17 protein-coding genes, 2 tRNA genes and 1 pseudogene are annotated in these 17,062 nt (G+C 52.9%); 16 read left to right on the forward strand and 4 right to left on the reverse strand.

The window, feature by feature from the left end; genetic code table 11:
• Positions 1-162: 162 nt before the first annotated feature.
• Positions 163-954 (reverse strand): polyamine aminopropyltransferase, encoded by a 792-nt coding sequence (locus tag DBZ16_RS08575; RefSeq protein ID WP_107813677.1) that lies wholly within the window; start codon positions 952-954, stop codon positions 163-165.
• Between the two features lie 242 nt (positions 955-1,196).
• Here DBZ16_RS08575 and DBZ16_RS08580 point away from each other — a divergent pair.
• From DBZ16_RS08580 to panC, 4 genes are all read left to right on the forward strand, one after another.
• Positions 1,197-1,272, forward strand: a tRNA-Thr gene (locus tag DBZ16_RS08580).
• 36 nt (positions 1,273-1,308) lie between these two features.
• Positions 1,309-1,384, forward strand: a tRNA-Thr gene (locus tag DBZ16_RS08585).
• A gap of 139 nt (positions 1,385-1,523) precedes the next feature.
• The gene (gene panB / locus DBZ16_RS08590; RefSeq protein ID WP_107813678.1) at positions 1,524-2,312 is read left to right on the forward strand and encodes a 3-methyl-2-oxobutanoate hydroxymethyltransferase; all 789 of its coding nucleotides are present in this window, start codon (positions 1,524-1,526) and stop codon (positions 2,310-2,312) included.
• A gap of 172 nt (positions 2,313-2,484) precedes the next feature.
• Positions 2,485-3,321 carry a pantoate--beta-alanine ligase gene (gene panC / locus DBZ16_RS08600; protein WP_107813679.1) on the forward strand — a complete coding sequence of 279 codons (837 nt, stop codon included), beginning with the start codon at positions 2,485-2,487 and terminating at the stop codon, positions 3,319-3,321.
• A gap of 71 nt (positions 3,322-3,392) precedes the next feature.
• Here the strand turns inward: panC and DBZ16_RS08605 are convergent, their stop codons facing one another.
• Positions 3,393-4,124, reverse strand: coding sequence for an SIMPL domain-containing protein (locus tag DBZ16_RS08605; RefSeq protein WP_107813680.1), 732 nt, complete (start codon positions 4,122-4,124; stop codon positions 3,393-3,395).
• A gap of 137 nt (positions 4,125-4,261) precedes the next feature.
• A complete protein-coding gene (trkA, locus tag DBZ16_RS08610) occupies positions 4,262-5,674 on the reverse strand; it encodes a Trk system potassium transporter TrkA (protein ID WP_107813681.1) in 1,413 nt (470 codons plus the stop codon).
• A 220-nt stretch (positions 5,675-5,894) separates the two neighbouring features.
• On the opposite strand from trkA, the gene DBZ16_RS16525 reads away from it, so the two are divergent.
• The 12 genes and pseudogenes from DBZ16_RS16525 (at position 5,895) to xerD (ending at position 14,707) form a co-directional block, all read left to right on the forward strand.
• Positions 5,895-6,029 (forward strand): hypothetical protein, encoded by a 135-nt coding sequence (locus DBZ16_RS16525; protein ID WP_276308305.1) that lies wholly within the window; start codon positions 5,895-5,897, stop codon positions 6,027-6,029.
• Between the two features lie 36 nt (positions 6,030-6,065).
• On the forward strand, positions 6,066-7,361 hold the full coding sequence (gene hisS, locus DBZ16_RS08620; RefSeq protein WP_107813682.1) for a histidine--tRNA ligase: 1,296 nt from the start codon (positions 6,066-6,068) through the stop codon (positions 7,359-7,361).
• Positions 7,362-7,991 carry a YfgM family protein gene (locus tag DBZ16_RS08625; RefSeq protein ID WP_107813683.1) on the forward strand — a complete coding sequence of 210 codons (630 nt, stop codon included), beginning with the start codon at positions 7,362-7,364 and terminating at the stop codon, positions 7,989-7,991.
• Positions 7,992-8,276: 285 nt separating this feature from the next.
• Positions 8,277-9,734, forward strand: coding sequence for a ribosome biogenesis GTPase Der (gene der / locus DBZ16_RS08630; protein WP_003762980.1), 1,458 nt, complete (start codon positions 8,277-8,279; stop codon positions 9,732-9,734).
• 89 nt (positions 9,735-9,823) lie between these two features.
• Positions 9,824-9,931 (forward strand): annotated as a pseudogene (locus DBZ16_RS15875) (IS5/IS1182 family transposase); the annotation flags it as partial.
• Positions 9,932-10,207: 276 nt separating this feature from the next.
• A complete protein-coding gene (gene hfq, locus DBZ16_RS08635; RefSeq protein WP_029609698.1) occupies positions 10,208-10,495 on the forward strand; it encodes an RNA chaperone Hfq in 288 nt (95 codons plus the stop codon).
• 90 nt (positions 10,496-10,585) lie between these two features.
• On the forward strand, positions 10,586-11,155 hold the full coding sequence (locus DBZ16_RS08640) for a class I SAM-dependent methyltransferase (RefSeq protein ID WP_107813684.1): 570 nt from the start codon (positions 10,586-10,588) through the stop codon (positions 11,153-11,155).
• 52 nt (positions 11,156-11,207) lie between these two features.
• Positions 11,208-11,582 carry a SirB2 family protein gene (locus DBZ16_RS08645; protein WP_003762962.1) on the forward strand — a complete coding sequence of 125 codons (375 nt, stop codon included), beginning with the start codon at positions 11,208-11,210 and terminating at the stop codon, positions 11,580-11,582.
• Between the two features lie 15 nt (positions 11,583-11,597).
• Positions 11,598-12,092, forward strand: a complete 495-nt coding sequence (gene folK, locus DBZ16_RS08650; protein ID WP_107813685.1) for a 2-amino-4-hydroxy-6-hydroxymethyldihydropteridine diphosphokinase — start codon at positions 11,598-11,600, stop codon at positions 12,090-12,092.
• Between the two features lie 233 nt (positions 12,093-12,325).
• Positions 12,326-12,961 (forward strand): deoxynucleoside kinase, encoded by a 636-nt coding sequence (locus tag DBZ16_RS08655; RefSeq protein ID WP_107813686.1) that lies wholly within the window; start codon positions 12,326-12,328, stop codon positions 12,959-12,961.
• Positions 12,962-13,224: 263 nt separating this feature from the next.
• Positions 13,225-13,662: a peroxiredoxin gene (locus DBZ16_RS08660; RefSeq protein WP_107813687.1), complete on the forward strand. Its 438-nt coding sequence runs from the start codon at positions 13,225-13,227 to the stop codon at positions 13,660-13,662.
• A gap of 169 nt (positions 13,663-13,831) precedes the next feature.
• Positions 13,832-14,707 (forward strand): site-specific tyrosine recombinase XerD, encoded by an 876-nt coding sequence (gene xerD / locus DBZ16_RS08665; protein ID WP_107813688.1) that lies wholly within the window; start codon positions 13,832-13,834, stop codon positions 14,705-14,707.
• Positions 14,708-14,776: 69 nt separating this feature from the next.
• Here the strand turns inward: xerD and clpA are convergent, their stop codons facing one another.
• On the reverse strand, positions 14,777-17,062 hold the full coding sequence (gene clpA, locus DBZ16_RS08670; RefSeq protein ID WP_107813689.1) for an ATP-dependent Clp protease ATP-binding subunit ClpA: 2,286 nt from the start codon (positions 17,060-17,062) through the stop codon (positions 14,777-14,779).

Raw genomic sequence — 17,062 nt, forward strand, 5'->3', positions numbered from 1 at the left:
GAAGCCGCAGACAGTACAGATAGTACGGCAAGGCGAGGCAACGCCGTACTGGTTTAAAGTTAATCCACTATATTCTGTGTGTGCTGTGAGGGCGGGGTTATTGCTTTATCAGGTGTTGCCGTCGTCCAATCTGTATTTGGGTTTTCAGACGACCTGTTTGTCTCACAGATAAAAATGTTTGCCGTTGTTTGGGTTGCTGGCTTTCAAATCGTTCAACATCCGTTTGAAATCCAAGCCGTATTGTTCGCTTAATTTTTCTGCGCGTTTTTTCAGCTTGTCGAGGTTTTGTTCTTTCGGGCTGCGTTGGAATGCAATCACCGCCATATTACCGTGGCTTTCGGCGGGCAGCTCCAACACGCGGCCTTCGAAGACGTTGAGCAGGCGTTCGACGAAGCGTTGGTAGCGTTTGTCGCCGCTCCACCAGTTGGTGACGAACACGCCGTCGGGCGAGAGGGCGTGGCGGCAGTCTTGGAAGAAGGGTTCTTCCACCAGCGCGTCAATGATTTGTTCGCCGTCGAAGCCGTCCACCAGCACCGCGTCGGTATTGTGGCGGAACACCTTGATGTATTCCGCGCCGTCCGCTTCGACGATTTCGAAGTTTTCCCCTTCAAACGGCAGCTCGAACAGGCTGCGGGCGACGGCGATAACCTGCGGGTTGATGTCCACGGCGGTTTGCTTGGTGTCGGGCAGGTAGCTGTCTATCCAGCGCGCGAACGAGCCGCCGCCCAAGCCGATTTGGGTGATGTGTTTCGGCGTTTTTTCCGCAAACAGAAGCCAGCCCATCATTGCGCGGCTGTACGATAAAACCAGTTCGGCGGGATGGTCGAGGTTCATCGAGCTTTGGATGGTGTCGCTGCCCAGATGCAACGAGCGGATGTTGCCTTCTTCGGAAATGCCGACTTCGGGCAGATCGGACTTGGCGGGGCGCAGGCGGCGGTAGGGGTGTCGTGGCATGGTGTAGGACGGATGGAGGGAAAGGGGTATATTTTATCAGAGTGTCGTCTGAAATGCTTTTTGTGCTTGTGTTTTTCAGACGACCTTGTGCGGATATGTCTGAGCGGCTTGGTTTATATATGGGGTAATCATTACGCCTGAAATAAATTTCTTTTTAAATCAGATGTTTTTTATAAAAATTTACTTTGTGGGCAACAAGCTCTTGCCAAGCGGGGCAGTTAACGGCATAATTCGGCTTCTTTGCCGGTATAGCTCAGTTGGTAGAGCACCTGACTTGTAATCAGGGGGTCCCGAGTTCGACTCTTGGTGCCGGCACCAGTTTATCGCTGAAGGTGCCGCAAGGTATTTCAGTAAGCCGGTATAGCTCAGTTGGTAGAGCACCTGACTTGTAATCAGGGGGTCCCGAGTTCGACTCTTGGTGCCGGCACCAATCAAACAGCCCGATTGTGAAAGCAGTCGGGCTGTTTTGCGTCTGCCGTTCGGGCGGATGGTGGCAGGGCGGCGGGCATTTCACTATAATAGCCCGTTTCCATTTAAAAGGTCGTCTGAAAAAAGGCGGAACACATTCCATGATTACTGTGAACACACTGCAAAAGATGAAGGCAGAAGGCGAAAAAATCGCCATGCTGACCGCCTATGAATCTAGCTTTGCCGCGCTGATGGATAATGCCGGCGTCGATGTTTTGCTGGTAGGCGATTCCTTGGGCATGACCGTGCAGGGACGCAAATCCACGCTGCCCGTCAGCCTGCGCGATATGTGTTACCACACCGAAAACGTCGCGCGCGGTACGGAAAACGCGATGATTGTCAGCGACTTGCCTTTTGGTGCGTATCAGCAGAGTAAAGAACAGGCGTTTGCCGCCGCTGCCGAACTGATGGCGGCGGGCGCGCATATGGTCAAACTCGAAGGCGGTGTTTGGATGGCGGAAACCACCGAATTCCTGCAAATGCGCGGCATTCCTGTCTGCGCCCATATCGGCTTGACTCCGCAGTCCGTGTTTGCGTTTGGCGGATATAAAGTGCAAGGGCGGGGCAATAAGGCGGAAGCTTTGTTGGCAGATGCAAAAGCACACGACCAAGCGGGTGCCGCCATCGTACTGATGGAATGCGTGCCGGCGGAATTGGCGAAAAAAGTAACCGAAACTGTTTCTTGTCCGACCATCGGCATCGGTGCGGGCGTGGATTGCGACGGACAAGTTTTGGTTATGCACGATATGCTCGGCATTTTCCCGGGCAAAACCGCCAAATTCGTCAAAAACTTCATGCAGGGCAAAGACAGCGTTCAAGCCGCCGTTCAAGCCTATGTCCATGAAGTCAAAGCCAAAACCTTCCCCGCTGCGGAACATTCGTTTGCCTGATACTTACAACTAAAAAAGGTCGTCTGAAAAGGGTTTCATCGAGAAAACCGAATTTCAGACGACCTTTGTTTGTCCGTGTTCCCAGCGTATAATCGGCGCGTGATTTTCGGGCTGACAAAACACAGCGGCTGTGCGCCGCAATCCCCGAAAAAGATAAAGGACATTTTCCACCATGCAAATCATTCATACCATTAAAGAATTACGCGAATGGCGCAAAAGTGCAGGCAAGGTTGCCTTTGTTCCGACTATGGGCAATCTGCACGAAGGCCATCTCGCCCTCGTTCGCGAAGCCAAAAAACGCGCCGACAACGTCGTTGTCAGCATTTTCGTCAACCGTCTGCAATTCGGGCAGGGCGAGGATTTCGACAAATACCCGCGCACCTTGCAGCAAGACGCCGACAAACTCGCCAACGAAGGCGTGGCCGTCGTATTCGCGCCCGACGAAAAAGAGCTGTATCCCCATGTTGAGCAACGTTTCAACGTCGAACCGCCCAACCTTCAAAACGAATTGTGCGGCAAATTCCGCCCCGGGCATTTCCGCGGTGTCGCTACTGTCGTCAGCAAACTGTTCAACATCGTCCAGCCTAATACCACCTGTTTCGGCAAAAAAGACTATCAGCAGTTGGCGATTATCAAAGGCTTCGTCGAAGACCTGAATTTCAATATCGACATCGTTCCCGTCGATACCGGCCGCGCTTCCGACGGACTCGCGCTTTCCAGTCGCAACCAATACCTCAGCGAAGCCGAACGTGCCGAAGCCCCGCGTCTGTACCGCGAATTGCAACGCGTTGCCGCCGAACTCAAAAACGGCAATCTCGATTACGTCGGACTGGAAACGGAAACCGTCCGCCGCCTGACCGAAGCGGGCTGGGTGGTTGATTACGTCGAAATCCGCCATGCCGAGAGCCTCGCCGTCGCACGCACCGGCGACAAAGCCCTCGTCGTCCTCGCCGCCGCCCGCTTGGGAACAACGCGCCTGATTGATAACTTGGAAGTCAGCTTGGCTTGATTGTTGGCATAGAAAAAGGTCGTCTGAAAACCGGTTTGGGTTTCAGACGACCTTTTTGTTTGGAGAGTATTTTACATCTGCACCAAGCCGTTGACTGTGATGCTGATTTCTTCTGAGCCGGGAGAAGGGGCTTGGATAGCGTTGTTTTCGTCGCTTGCCGCACTTCTAGCAACAGCAGCTTCGGCACTCATCATTTTGGTACGGGCGAAACCTAAACGGTCGTCGATGGAGCGGTTGCCAATGTGGCCTAAATTGAGTTTGACGATTTTGTAGTTGGAAAAGCCGAGTGTTTTCGCCAAATCTTGCGCACGGTCTTTGAAGCGCAGGATGGCGGCTTTGCTGACTTGATCGACGGCGGCTTCGCGTTTTTCTTTGGAGATGCTGAAGCCGATGTGGTCGAGAGTGGCAGATTGCAGCGTCTCGTCAGTCAGGCGGTTGATGGCGTCAAAGTCTTTGCTTTCGACTTTGAACGAAGCAACTTCTTCCCAGCCTGTTTGGATGCGTTTGCCGTTGTTGTTGTATTCATGGCGCGGGCTGGCACTGCGGCTGAGGAGCTCGGTTTGGAGTTTGTTGTTTTGTACGGCTTTGTTGAAGTCGTTGAATTTTTTCTGAAACGCTTTGTTAACCGTAGCGCGGTCTTTGCCTTCGGCATTGATGCTGAAGTGGGCGGTCATGGTATCGCGGGTTATTTCGAGATTGGCGGATTCGGCAAACTCGACCATGTTGTAATGAAGGGTATTGGTTTCGGCTGCGGCGGGCAGGACGGTTGCGAGCATGAGGGCGGCAAGAATCGGGCGGAACATGGATTTTCCTTTTGGTATCGGATGTGGAAACGGATGATATTGGATAATTTGTGTCAGGTCGTCTGAAAGCGCGGCTTCAACAAAGTTGAAAAAGGTTTTGACTGCGCTGCAACAGGTTTTCAGACGACCTCTGACGGTTAGCCGAAAAAGCCCATTTTGACTTGGATGAGTTTTTCGAGTTCGGGTAAGACGCGGCGGCGGGAGACAAAGAAGATGATGTGGTCGCCGTCTTGAACGAGGACGTCGGTGTGGTGTCCCATGATGACTTCGCCTGTTTCGGCGCGGACAATGGCGGCGATGTAGCAGTCGCCCGGCCATTTGATGCCGCTGATGCGCCTGCCGACGATGGCGGAAGTGTTTTTGTCGCCGTGGACGACAACTTCAATGGCTTCGGCAGTGCCGCGTCTGAGTGGGTGGACGGCAACGATATCGCCTCGGCGGATATGGGCGAGGATGGAGCCGATGGTGATGAGGTGCGGCGACACGACAATGTCGATTTTGTTGCCTTCGAGCAAATCGACGTAGCTGGAGCGGTTGACGATGGTTACAACGCGTTTTGCACCAAGGTTTTTCGCCAACAGGCTGGACATGATGTTGTTTTCGTCGTCGTTGGTCAGGGCGCAGAATACGTCGATTTCGTCGATGTATTCTTCGTCCAGCAGCGTTTCGTCGGTGGCGCTGCCTTGCAGGACGAGGGTGTTGTCGAGGTTTTCGGCGAGCCACTCGGCGCGGCGGGGGTTATGTTCGACGATTTTGATGTCGTATTTGGATTCGAGCTGCTTGGCAAGGCGGTAGCCGATGTTGCCGCCGCCGGCAATCATGATGCGGCGGGTACGCGCTTCTTTGGGGCGCAGTTCGCGCATGATGATGTTGACGCTGCTGATGTCGGCGGCAAAAAGTACCTCGTCGCCTTCGATAATGACGGTTTGCGGCGTGGGGACGATAAGGCGGTTGTTGCGGTATATGGCGCAGATTTGGCAGTCCGCGCCTTCGGGGAGGTGTTGGTTGATGTCAGCAATTTCACGGTTGACGAGCAGCCCGCCTTTACGCGCCTGTACGATGACCATGCGGACTTTGTCGCCGGCAAACCTCAATACCTGCAATGCGCTGGTGTAGCTGAGCAGCCCAACGAGCTGTTCGGTAACGAGCTGTTCGGGGCTGATGGTTTCGGTGATGTCGAAGACGGTAAGGCCGCCGTTTTCTGTATCGTCGTTTTCAGGGTAGGGGTATTCCAGATATTCGCTGGAACGCACGCGGGCGATGCGGCTGGGGATATTAAAGAGATCGGCGGCGATTTTACAGGCGACGATGTTGGTTTCGTCGCTGCGGGTCAGGGCGAGCAGGAGGTCGGAGTCCGCTGCGCCCGCCTGTTCGAGGATAAACGGGGATGCGCCGTTGCCGAGTATGGTTTGGACGTCGAGGCGGCTGCCGATGTGTTGCAGGGCTTTTTCGTCAATGTCGATAACGGTAACGTCGTTGCTGGAAACGGAGGCGAGGTTTTGCGCGACGGTCGAGCCGACCTGTCCGCTGCCGAGGATGAGGATTTTCACGGTTTGGGCGGGTGGGTTGGTAAGGATGATGGGATTGTATAGTATAGTGGATTAAATTTAAATCAGGACAAGGCGACGAAGCTGCAGACAGTACAGATAGTACGGAACCGATTCACTTGGTGCTTCAGCACCTTAGAGAATCGTTCTCTTTGAGCTAAGGCGAGGCAACGTCGTACTGGTTTAAAGTGAATCCACTATAAAACAAAATAAAAAGGCTACAATGCCATCCTCGCCGTATTTCGGCTGCTTGGAATATATGGGTCGTCTGAAAAATCGCCGCTCCGGTTTTCAGACGACCTTTTTGCCCAAGTCCTTCATCGCCGAAACCTCACAACTCCTTAAAAATCAGCTATAATTGCCGACTATTTTGATTCCGGTATCCCTATTTGAAATGGCACAAAAAATCCAATCCGTCAAAGGCATGAACGACCTTTTGCCCGTCGAACAGAAAGATTTCAAACTGACCGCCGCGTTTTGGCAGGCGTTTGAAGATGTGGTCGGCCGCTGGACGCGTGCTTATGGTTATCAGCAAATCCGTACGCCGATTGTTGAGCAGACGGGTTTGTTTGTCCGCTCCATCGGCGAGGAAACCGATGTGGTTGGCAAGGAAATGTACACTTTTTCCGACTCCAACGATTCTTTGAGCCTGAGCCTGCGACCGGAAGGTACGGCATCCTGCCTGCGTGCGGTGGTCGAGCATAACCTGTTGTACAACAGCCCGCAAAAGCTGTGGTACATGGGGCCGATGTTCCGCCGCGAACGCCCGCAAAAAGGACGTTACCGCCAGTTTCATCAAGTCGGTATCGAGGCGTTGGGTTTTGAAGGTCCGGACATCGACGCGGAAATCATCGCGATGTCAGCGGATTTGTGGGACAAACTGGGTATCCGCGATTACCTGACTTTGGAAATCAACAGCTTGGGCAATCGCGAAGAACGTGCGGCGCACCGTGCGGCTTTGGTCGAATATCTGACCCGTTATGAAGACAAATTGGACGAAGACAGCAAACGTCGTCTGAAAACCAATCCGTTGCGCGTTTTGGATTCCAAAAATCCCGATTTGCAGGAAATCTGCAATGCCGCGCCGCATCTGACCGATTATCTGGGCGAGGAATCGCGCAACCATTACAGCCGTTTCAAAGCCATGCTGGAAGGCTTGGGCATTGAATACGTTGAAAACCCGCGACTGGTGCGCGGCTTGGATTATTACAACCAGACCGTTTTTGAATGGACGACCGACAAACTCGGCGCGCAGGCGACGGTGTGCGGCGGCGGACGTTACGACGGTTTGATTGAAGAACTCGGCGGCAAGCCCGCTCCGTCCATTGGTTTTGCAATGGGTATCGAGCGTTTGCTGCTGCTGGTTAGCGAATACGGTTCGCTGGAAGTCAATGCCGCGCCTGACGTGTACGCCATGCATCAGGGCGAGGGTGCGGATTTGCAAGTAATGAAATACGCGCAAGCCCTACGCGCACAAGGTTTCAACGTGATGCAGCATTCCGGCTATCAAAGCCTGAAAGCGCAAATGAAAAAAGCCGACAACAGCGGCGCGCGCTTTGCCCTGATTGTCGCGCAAGACGAATTGGCGAACGGTACGGTTACGCTCAAAGACATGAACGGCGTACACGGTCAGCAAACCGTCGCCGCCGACGATTTAATCCACACTTTACAACAATGGAAGAACGCATAAATGGCAGCCCATCTTGAAGAGCAACAAGAGTTAGACAATTTTAAATACTTTTGGAAAAGTACCGGCCGATGGCTGTTTGCCCTGTTGATGGCGGCGGCGTTGGGCTATTTGGGCTATACCATGTATAAAAGCCATAAAGCCTCGAAAAATCAGGAAGCTGCTGCGGTATTGGCGAAAATCGTCGATAAAATGCAGGCAAAAGCCTCACAAGCCGAAGTTAACGCCGATTTGACCAATCTTCAGCAAAACTATTCGGATTCCATCGCCGCCGCGCAAGCAACGCTGATGGCGGCTGCGACTGAATTTGATGCCCGCCGTTACGACGTGGCCGAAGGTCATTTGAACTGGGTGCTGCAAAACCAAAAAGCCCCGCTGGTTCAAGCATTGGCGGCGCAGCGTTTGGGTATCGTTTTGTTGCAGCAGAAAAAATACGATGCCGCGATTGCAGCATTGAACACCAAAGTCGAAGCCGATTTCGAGCCGCTGCTTTTGGAAGCGAAAGGCGATGTTTACGCTGCACAAAACAAAACCAAAGAAGCCGCGCAAAGCTATCAGCAGGCTTTGGAAAAGCTGCCTAAAGACGCTATCGAACGCGAATTGTTGCAAATGAAGCTGGATTCGCAAAAATAAGGTCGTCTGAAAAATTGAGAGACGTATGCGGCTTGTCGGAATCTTTCCGACAAGCCTTGTCTGTTTTAATTGTGTTCCACTTTATATAGCGGATTAAAATAAAAATGAGACAAGGCGGCAACGTCAGCCAGTACGTAAGGGGTTGGCAACGCCGTATCATTGCAATTTCCATCCACTATATTTTCAGACAACCCCTTATCCTTTTTAACCTACCGTGTTTTGAAAACACCTGCTCGTGTTGCAGGTTCGCTTCCGAACCGACACTTGACACAGAAAGACCTCATTATGAAACCCACCATCGCCCTTGTCGGCCGCCCAAACGTCGGCAAATCCACCTTGTTCAACCGCCTGACGCGCACCAAAGACGCGCTTGTGCACGATCTGCCCGGCTTGACCCGCGACCGCCATTACGGACACGGCAAAATCGGCAGCAAACCTTATCTCGTCATTGATACCGGCGGTTTCGAGCCGGTTGTGGACAGCGGCATTTTGCACGAAATGGCGAAGCAGACTTTGCAGGCTGTCGATGAAGCCGACGCCGTCGTGTTTTTGGTGGACGGCCGCACCGGACTGACCCCGCAAGACAAAATCATCGCTGACCGCCTGCGCCAAAGCCCGCGCCCTGTTTATCTGGCGGTAAACAAAGGCGAGGGCGGCAACAGAGCCGTGCTTGCCGCTGAGTTTTACGAGCTGGCATTGGGCGAGCCGCACGTTATTTCCGGTGCGCACGGCGACGGCGTGTATTACTTAATTGAAGAAATTTTAGAAAACTTCCCTGAACCTGAAGCCGAAGAAGCCGATGTAAAGCATCCCGTTTTTGCCGTTATCGGTCGTCCGAATGTCGGCAAATCCACGCTGGTTAACGCCATTCTCGGCGAAGAGCGCGTGATTGCCTTCGATATGGCGGGCACGACGCGCGACAGCATCCACATCGATTTCGAACGCGAAGGCAAACCGTTTACCATCATCGATACCGCAGGCGTGCGCCGTCGCGGCAAAGTCGATGAGGCGGTGGAAAAGTTCTCCGTTATCAAAGCGATGCAGGCGGTTGAGGCGGCAAACGTTGCCGTTTTGGTATTAGACGCGCAGCAGGACATCGCCGACCAAGATGCCACGATTGCCGGTTTCGCCTTGGAAGCAGGGCGCGCGCTGGTGGTTGCCGTCAATAAATGGGACGGCATCAGTGAAGAGCGGCGCGAACAGATCAAACGCGACATTTCCCGCAAACTCTATTTCCTCGATTTTGCCAAGTTCCATTTCATTTCCGCATTGAAAGAACGTGGCATCGACGGATTGTTCGACAGCATTCAGGCAGCTTACAACGCCGCCATGATTAAGATGCCGACGCCGAAAATTACCCGCGTCCTGCAAAGCGCCATCGAACGCCAACAGCCGCCGCGCGCAGGTTTGGTACGCCCGAAAATGCGCTATGCTCACCAAGGCGGCATGAACCCGCCCGTGATTGTGGTACACGGTAATTCTCTGCACGCGATTTCCGACAGCTATACGCGCTACCTGACCCAGACGTTCCGCAAAGCCTTCAATTTGCAAGGTACGCCGCTGCGGATTCAATACAATGTTTCCGAAAACCCGTATGAAAATGCGGAAGACAAACCGAAGAAAAAACCGCTGCGCCGCGTCAGCCTGAGCAACCGCATCGAAAAACGCGAGGGGCGCAAGGAAGAGAAAAACCGTTTTAAAAAGAAAACCAAAGTCAGCGTGAAAAAACAGCACAGCAAATAAATCTGACGGAACGAGGGGCGCGCCGCGAGGCGTGCCCCTTTTAGATTGCGTTCGGGCGAATAGGGCGGTCGGTGATGAAGCCTTTTGAAAAGTATAGTGGATTAAATTTAAATCAGGACAAGGCGACGAAGCCGCAGACAGTACAAATAGTACGGCAAGGCGAGGCAACGCCGTACTGGTTTAAATTTAATCCACTATAATTTGCTAAGATTTTGTAATAAAAAGATTTTGTTTGATGTCAATGTCGTCTGAAAATCCAAATCCTCCGTCGTGTGTCTGGTTGCAAAAATTGTTTGTATTGAAATGAATTTTTAATACATTGGGGTAGAAAATTGTTGAGAAGCCCGTTGTTTGATAGATGTTTGCATATTCTTACGGAAAAATAGTTGGTAATTTTTCTCGTTCGGGTCTACAATCCGACTCATGTTCGTTTTCAAAACGATTTCAAAATCATAATAATGGAGCTTATGAATATGACAGCTAAAGGACAAATGTTACAAGATCCTTTTTTGAATGCGTTGCGTAAAGAGCACGTTCCGGTTTCGATTTATCTGGTCAACGGTATCAAACTGCAAGGCCAAGTCGAGTCGTTTGACCAATACGTCGTTCTGCTGCGTAATACTTCCGTTACCCAAATGGTTTATAAACACGCGATTTCAACTATCGTTCCTGCCCGTGCCGTGAGCCTGCAACACGAGAACAAACCCCAAGCCGCTGCGGCTGCCCCGGTTCAAGTTGAGACCGTGCAACCTGCCGAATAATGTATGTAACGCATTAATCGATTCTGATACCTTACCGCTTGACCGGTAAGGTATTTTTATTTTCAGACGACCTCTGGACGGTTTCATCTTATGCAGCTTGAAAACATCCTCCCTTTTGCACACACGCTTCTCAAACAAGCCTTGAAACCCGATGCCCGCGCTTTGGACGGCACAGCGGGAAACGGCAACGATACGCTGATGCTGGCGCGTTCAGTCGGTAGCGGCGGGAAAGTGTGGGCGTTTGACGTGCAAGAGCAGGCATTGGCAAACACGCGAATGCGTTTGGAAGAAGCGGGCATAACGGATAGGGTGGAACTGATATGGGACGGACATGAAAACCTTGCCGCCCATATCCGCGAACCGTTGGACGCGGCGGTATTCAATTTCGGCTGGCTGCCCGGCGGCGATAAAAGCTGTACGACAGAAGCGGCAACCAGTATCCGCGCATTGTCATCCGCCTTATCGCTGCTGAAAACGGGCGGTTTGGCGGTTGCCGTCTTATATCCGGGACATGAGGCGGGGCTGTATGAAGCGCAGGCAATCGAAGATTGGGCGCGGCAGCTGCCGCAGGATGAATTTGCCGTTTTGCGCTACGGCTTTATCAACCGCCGCAACCGCCCGCCGTATTTGTTGGCGTTTGAAAAGTTACGTCAAGAATGAATGTTTGCGGTAGAATAGACGCTTCTTTCAAAAACAATAACGTGCGACCGCTATGCAATATCTGTTTGTAAAATACAGCCATCAGATTTTCGTTACCATCACCATTTTGGTGTTCAATATCCGCTTCTTTCTGCTTTGGCGGCATCCCGACAAACCTTTGGCGGGCATCTGGAAAGCCCTTCCCCATCTCAACGACACCATGCTGCTCTTTACCGGCTTGTGGCTGATGAAGATTACCCACTTTTCGCCCTTCAATTCGCCGTGGCTCGGCAGCAAAATCTTGCTGCTCTTGGTTTACATCGGGCTGGGTATGGTCATGATGCGCTCCCGTCCGCGTTCGCCGAAGTTTTACGCCATTTATGTTTTGTCGATGGCTTGCGTCGGCTGCATCGTCTATCTTGCCAAAACCAAAACGCTGCCGTTTTAAAGAGGTCGTCTGAAAATGCCGCAAACCCATTTTGCCGTCATCGCCTTGGGCAGCAACCTTGCCGAACCCGCCCGCCAAGTCCGCGCCGCTTTGTCCGCGCTGGAGGTGCATCCGCAGATTCAAATCGAAAAAACGTCCTCGCTGTATGTAACTGCGCCGGTCGGCTACGACGATCAGCCTGATTTTGTCAACGCCGTTTGTTCCGTCCGAACATCATTGGACGGCGTTTCGCTGCTTGCCGTGTTGAACCGCATCGAGGCAGATTTCGGGCGGGAACGCACGTTCCGAAACGCCCCGCGCACGTTAGACTTGGACATCATCGACTTTGACGGCATTTTCAGCAGCGACCCGCATCTGACCCTGCCGCATCCGCGCGCGCACGAACGCAGCTTTGTGATGAAGCCGTTAGTTGAAATCCTGCCTGATTTTGTTTTGGGCGGACACGCACGGGCGGCGGATTTGGCGGCTGCTTTGGGCGATGAAGGAATACGCCTGTTGGAAGCCGTTTGAGGCAGGACGGGTTTACCGTTTTCAGCCTGTCGGTAAAATGAACATACTTGCTTGCCGTCAATCCTGTATTGAACGCAAGCTCTATTCAAGAGGTCGTCTGAAAAGGGAAATGGCTTGGAAGTTTCCTTTTTCAGACGACCTTTCAAGAAGGACGGCGGCAGGTTTGGGCAAATTCCGTCGGTCTGATAAAATGCCTCTTTCCAAAATATCAAAACAATATCATTAATCAAACCATGAACTACCGTTATATTGTCGTCGAAGGCTCCATCGGCAGCGGGAAAAACGCCTTGAGCCGCCGCCTTGCAGAACATTTCAGCGCGATGTCGCTGGCGGAAAAACCCGAACACAACCCCTTTCTCATGAAGTTTTACGCCAACGCCTCCCATCACGGCTTGGCAACCGAGCTTTTTTTCCTGATGCGCCGCGCCGAAAGCGTGGACATCATCAAAAACGAATACGCACAAGGCGGCATGGTCGTCGCCGATTTCCTGTTGGAAAAGGACCGGATTTTCACGCCGGTCGTGTTGAATGAAGACGAGCAGCAGCTCTTCGCCGATTTGAAACAAAAAATCCTGCCGCAGTATCCTGCGCCCGATTTGGTGATCTACCTGCAAACCGCCGTGGACGGCAACCGCAAACGCCTGCAAAAACGCGGCGACGGCATCATCAATCTTTTCCCCGAAGGCTATTTGGGGCGGATACACGAGGGATACAGCCAGTTTTTCCACCTTTATCAAAACGCCCCGCTGCTGACCGTCAATGCCGACGAGTTGGACTTGCAGGGCAATGACGAACATTTCCAACTGTTGCTTAATGCGCTGAACGATTTGCAGGGAACGCGCAATTATCTGAATTTGAGCGAGCGCTGACGCAGTTTGCAAGATTAAGGTGAAACGCCGAAGCGGCTATGTTGGGGATTCATTTTATTTCCTGATCCGCTACTATAGTGGATTAACAAAAATCAGGACAAGGCGACGAAGCCGCAGACAGTACAGATAGTACGGAACCGATTCACTTGGTGCTTCAGCACCTTAGAGAATCGTTCTCTTTGAGCTAAGGCGAGGTAACGCCGTACTGGTTTAAAGTTAATCCACTATACATTTCCGTCTTAGGTCGTCTGAAAGGATACATCATGACCCAATACCGATTCACTTTGCCCTCAAGCAGCGGCAACGACTTCGATTCCGCCAAACATTTGCCGCTGATTGTCTATTTCTACCCCAAAGACAGCACGCCCGGCTGCACCACCGAAGGCTTGGATTTCAACGCCCGTTTGCCGCAATTCAAAGAACTCGGCTATACCGTCGTCGGCATCTCGCGCGACGGCGTGAAATCGCATCAGAATTTTTGCGCCAAACAAGGCTTTAATTTTGAATTGTTGAGCGACAAAGACGAAACCGTGTGCAAAATGTTTGATGTGATCAAGCTGAAAAAGCTGTACGGCAAAGAGTCTTTGGGCATTGAACGCAGCACCTTCGTATTGGACGCAAACGGCGAAATCATCCACGAATGGCGCAAAGTCAAAGTCGCCGGACACGCGCAGGAAGTTTTGGAAACTCTGTCCCGATAAACCGATAATGCAGCAAAAGGTCGTCTGAAAACGAGCTTGGCGGGTTCTGTCCAAGCAGGTTTTCATTTTCAGACGACCTTTTATAATGGACGTCAATCAGGGCAGGGTTGCTTGTCCTGATTCATATTCGATCCACGATACACCATCTTCGGACTGCCCGTAAAACCCCATGACCGACGAACTCATAGACAAACTGCTCGAATCGCTGTGGCTGCAAGACCGTCTCAGCCACAACACCTTGCAAGGCTACCGCCGCGATTTGGAAAAAATCGCCGCGCGTTTGGAAGCGGGCGGGCATACCTGGCTGGATGCCGAAGCTGCCGATTTGGCGGATGTCGTCTATGCGGCGGACGAAAAACACAGCTCGCAGGCGCGCGCCTTGTCCGCCTGCAAACGCCTATACGCCTGGCTGGAAGAAACCGAGCGTCGGACGGACAACCCGACCCGTTTCCTCAAAGCCCCGAAACAGACGCAAAAACTGCCTACACTGATTACCGAAGCGCAAATCGAAAACCTGCTTGCCGCGCCCGATACCGACACGCCGCACGGCCTGCGCGACAAAGCCCTGCTCGAAGTCATGTACGCCACAGGTTTGCGCGTAACCGAAGCCGTCAAGCTCCAACTGGGCGACCTCGACCTCAACCGCGGCTGCATCCGCACCATAGGCAAAGGCGACAAACTGCGCATCGTGCCTATGGGCGAAGAAGCCGTTTACTGGGTCGAACGCTATTGCGCCGAATCGCGCCCGCTGCTGCTCAAAAACAAAATCTGCGATGAAGTCTTCGTCAGCCAAAAACGCAGTGGCATCTCCCGCCAACTCGCATGGATGATTGTCAAAAATTATGCGGACTCCGCCGGCATCACCTCCCTCAGCCCGCACGGCCTTCGCCACGCCTTCGCCACCCACCTCGTCAACCACGGCGTCGATTTGCGCGCCGTACAGCTCATGCTCGGACACGCCAACATCAACACAACCCAAATCTACACCCACGTCGCCAACATCCGCCTAAAAAACATCATTGACGAACACCATTCGCGGAATTAAACGATTCCATTGAAAAAGGTCGTCTGAAAACGGAAATTTCGTTTTCAGACGACTTTTTGCCTTTATCCGTCAAACCGCTGCTGCTTCAGGTTTGGCTTTGTTTTTCTTGAATTTCAACACGGCTTCTTCTTTTGCCGCATCCCAGTCTATCCGCACGAAGCCGCCGTCGGCGAGTTTGCCGAACAGGAGTTCGTCGGCGAGCGGTTTGCGGATTTTTTCCTGAATCAGGCGGTGCATCGGGCGCGCGCCCATTTGCGGGTCGAAACCTTTTTCCGCCAGATATTTGCGCAATGCCGGCGTGAATTCGGCTTCGACTTTTTTGTCGAGGAGCTGGTGTTCGAGCTGGAGCAGAAATTTGTCCACGACTTTGGCGATGACGGGTTCGGACAAGGGTGCAAACGGGATAATCGCGTCCAAGCGGTTGCGGAACTCGGGCGTGAAGAGTTTGTTGATCGCCTGCATTTCGTCGCCGCGTTCGCGCTTGGCGGTAAAGCCGAGGCTGGGGCGGCTGAGGCTTTCCGCGCCTGCATTGGTAGTCATAATCAGGATGACGTTGCGGAAATCGGCACTCTTGCCGTTGTTGTCGGTCAGTTTGCCTGCGTCCATGACTTGCAGGAGGACGTTGAAAATGTCGGGGTGGGCTTTTTCGATTTCGTCCAAGAGTAATACGCAGTGCGGATGTTTGTTGGCGGCTTCGGTCAAAAGACCGCCCTGGTCGAAGCCGACGTAGCCCGGCGGTGCGCCGATGAGGCGCGATACGGCGTGTGGCTCCATGTATTCGGACATGTCGAAACGTTGCAGCGGTACGCCCATCGAGTAGGCAAGCTGTTTGGCGACTTCGGTTTTGCCGACGCCGGTCGGGCCGGAGAAGAGGAAGCTACCTATGGGTTTGTCGGGCAGGGCGAGACCGGAACGCGACATTTTGACGGCGGCAACCAGCGCGTCGATGGCGTTTTCCTGACCGTAAACCATGTTTTTCAAATCGCGGCCGAGGAATTGCAGCACTTGTTTGTCGTCGTTCGACACGGTTTTTTCAGGAATCCGCGCGACTTTGGCGATGACGGTTTCTATTTGCGCTTTGCCGATGACTTTTTTCTGTTTGGATTTGGGCAAAATCCGTTGCGCCGCGCCTGCTTCGTCCATCACGTCGATGGCTTTGTCGGGCAGGAAACGCTCGTTGATGTAGCGGGCGGAGAGTTCGGCGGCGGCTTCGAGTGCGCCTTGCGTGTAGCGGACTTGGTGGAAGCCTTCGAACATCGGCTTCAAGCCGCGCAGGATTTGCACGGTTTCGGCGACGGTGGGTTCGACCACGTCAATTTTTTGGAAGCGGCGGCTTAAGGCGTGGTCTTTGTCGAAAATGGTGCGGTATTCGTCGTAAGTGGTCGCGCCGATGCAGCGCAGCGAGCCTTTCGCCAGCGCGGGTTTGAGCAGGTTGGACGCGTCCATCGTGCCGCCGCTGGTGCTGCCCGCGCCGATGATGGTGTGGATTTCGTCGATAAACAAAATGGCTTGCGGGATTTTTTCGAGCTGTTTCAAGACGGATTTGACCCGCGCTTCAAAGTCGCCGCGGTATTTTGTACCCGCCAAAAGCGAACCCATATCCAGCGCGTACACTTCCGCTTCTTTGAGCGCGTCGGGAATATCGCCGTTGACGATTTGATGCGCCAAGCCTTCCGCCAGTGCGGTTTTGCCCACGCCTGCTTCGCCGACTAAAAGCGGATTGTTTTTGCGGCGGCGACAGAGGATTTGCACCAGCCGTTCCATTTCGTGTTTTCTGCCGATTAAGGGGTCGATGCGGCCGGCTTTGACTTCGGCATTGAGGTTTACAGTGTAGTCCGACAACGAACCGCTTTTTGACTCGACGGGGTCGTCTGAATCATTGTCGGGGTCGTCTGAAAAGCTTTTGTGTTCATCGTCTTCGGTTGCACCGTGGGCAATGCAACGCAAAACTTCAAAACGCGTAACCGATTGCAGCTTGAGGAAATAAACGGCGTGGCTGTCGGTTTCGCTCATCAGCGCCACCAAAACGTCCAAAGGCTCGACCAAACCTTTGCCTGCGGATTGGGTATGCACCATTGCGCGCTGGATGACGCGTTGGAAGCCGAGTGTGGGCTGGGTTTCGACCGTATCTAAAAGGTGGTCGGGAATCTGTGGGGTATTTTCGGCAACGCTGGCGGCGAGTTGTTCGGACACCACTTTTAAATCCGCGCCGCAGAGCTTGAGGACGTTGGGGATGGAGGCATCTTCTTCGATTAACACCAAAAGCAGATGCTCGAGGCTGATAAATTCATAATGAGCTTTACGCGCCTCGCGGTAAAGCTGCTGCAAAATCTGTTCCAATTCGGGTGAAAGCAT

The organism is Neisseria sicca, from assembly GCF_003044565.1.
In the GTDB taxonomy this organism is placed as follows: Bacteria; Pseudomonadota; Gammaproteobacteria; order Burkholderiales; family Neisseriaceae; genus Neisseria; species Neisseria sicca_A.

Excerpts from the sequence above, each read along its gene's own strand:
- DBZ16_RS08575 (WP_107813677.1), bottom strand. The coding sequence starts at position 954 with ATGCCACGACACCCCTACCGCCGCCTGCGCCCCGCCAAGTCCGATCTG.
- panB (WP_107813678.1), top strand. The coding sequence starts at position 1,524 with ATGATTACTGTGAACACACTGCAAAAGATGAAGGCAGAAGGCGAAAAA.
- panC (WP_107813679.1), top strand. The coding sequence starts at position 2,485 with ATGCAAATCATTCATACCATTAAAGAATTACGCGAATGGCGCAAAAGT.
- DBZ16_RS08605 (WP_107813680.1), bottom strand. The coding sequence starts at position 4,124 with ATGTTCCGCCCGATTCTTGCCGCCCTCATGCTCGCAACCGTCCTGCCC.
- DBZ16_RS16525 (WP_276308305.1), top strand. The coding sequence starts at position 5,895 with ATGCCATCCTCGCCGTATTTCGGCTGCTTGGAATATATGGGTCGTCTG.
- hisS (WP_107813682.1), top strand. The coding sequence starts at position 6,066 with ATGGCACAAAAAATCCAATCCGTCAAAGGCATGAACGACCTTTTGCCC.
- DBZ16_RS08625 (WP_107813683.1), top strand. The coding sequence starts at position 7,362 with ATGGCAGCCCATCTTGAAGAGCAACAAGAGTTAGACAATTTTAAATAC.
- der (WP_003762980.1), top strand. The coding sequence starts at position 8,277 with ATGAAACCCACCATCGCCCTTGTCGGCCGCCCAAACGTCGGCAAATCC.
- hfq (WP_029609698.1), top strand. The coding sequence starts at position 10,208 with ATGACAGCTAAAGGACAAATGTTACAAGATCCTTTTTTGAATGCGTTG.
- DBZ16_RS08640 (WP_107813684.1), top strand. The coding sequence starts at position 10,586 with ATGCAGCTTGAAAACATCCTCCCTTTTGCACACACGCTTCTCAAACAA.
- DBZ16_RS08645 (WP_003762962.1), top strand. The coding sequence starts at position 11,208 with ATGCAATATCTGTTTGTAAAATACAGCCATCAGATTTTCGTTACCATC.
- folK (WP_107813685.1), top strand. The coding sequence starts at position 11,598 with ATGCCGCAAACCCATTTTGCCGTCATCGCCTTGGGCAGCAACCTTGCC.
- DBZ16_RS08655 (WP_107813686.1), top strand. The coding sequence starts at position 12,326 with ATGAACTACCGTTATATTGTCGTCGAAGGCTCCATCGGCAGCGGGAAA.
- DBZ16_RS08660 (WP_107813687.1), top strand. The coding sequence starts at position 13,225 with ATGACCCAATACCGATTCACTTTGCCCTCAAGCAGCGGCAACGACTTC.
- xerD (WP_107813688.1), top strand. The coding sequence starts at position 13,832 with ATGACCGACGAACTCATAGACAAACTGCTCGAATCGCTGTGGCTGCAA.
- clpA (WP_107813689.1), bottom strand. The coding sequence starts at position 17,062 with ATGCTTTCACCCGAATTGGAACAGATTTTGCAGCAGCTTTACCGCGAG.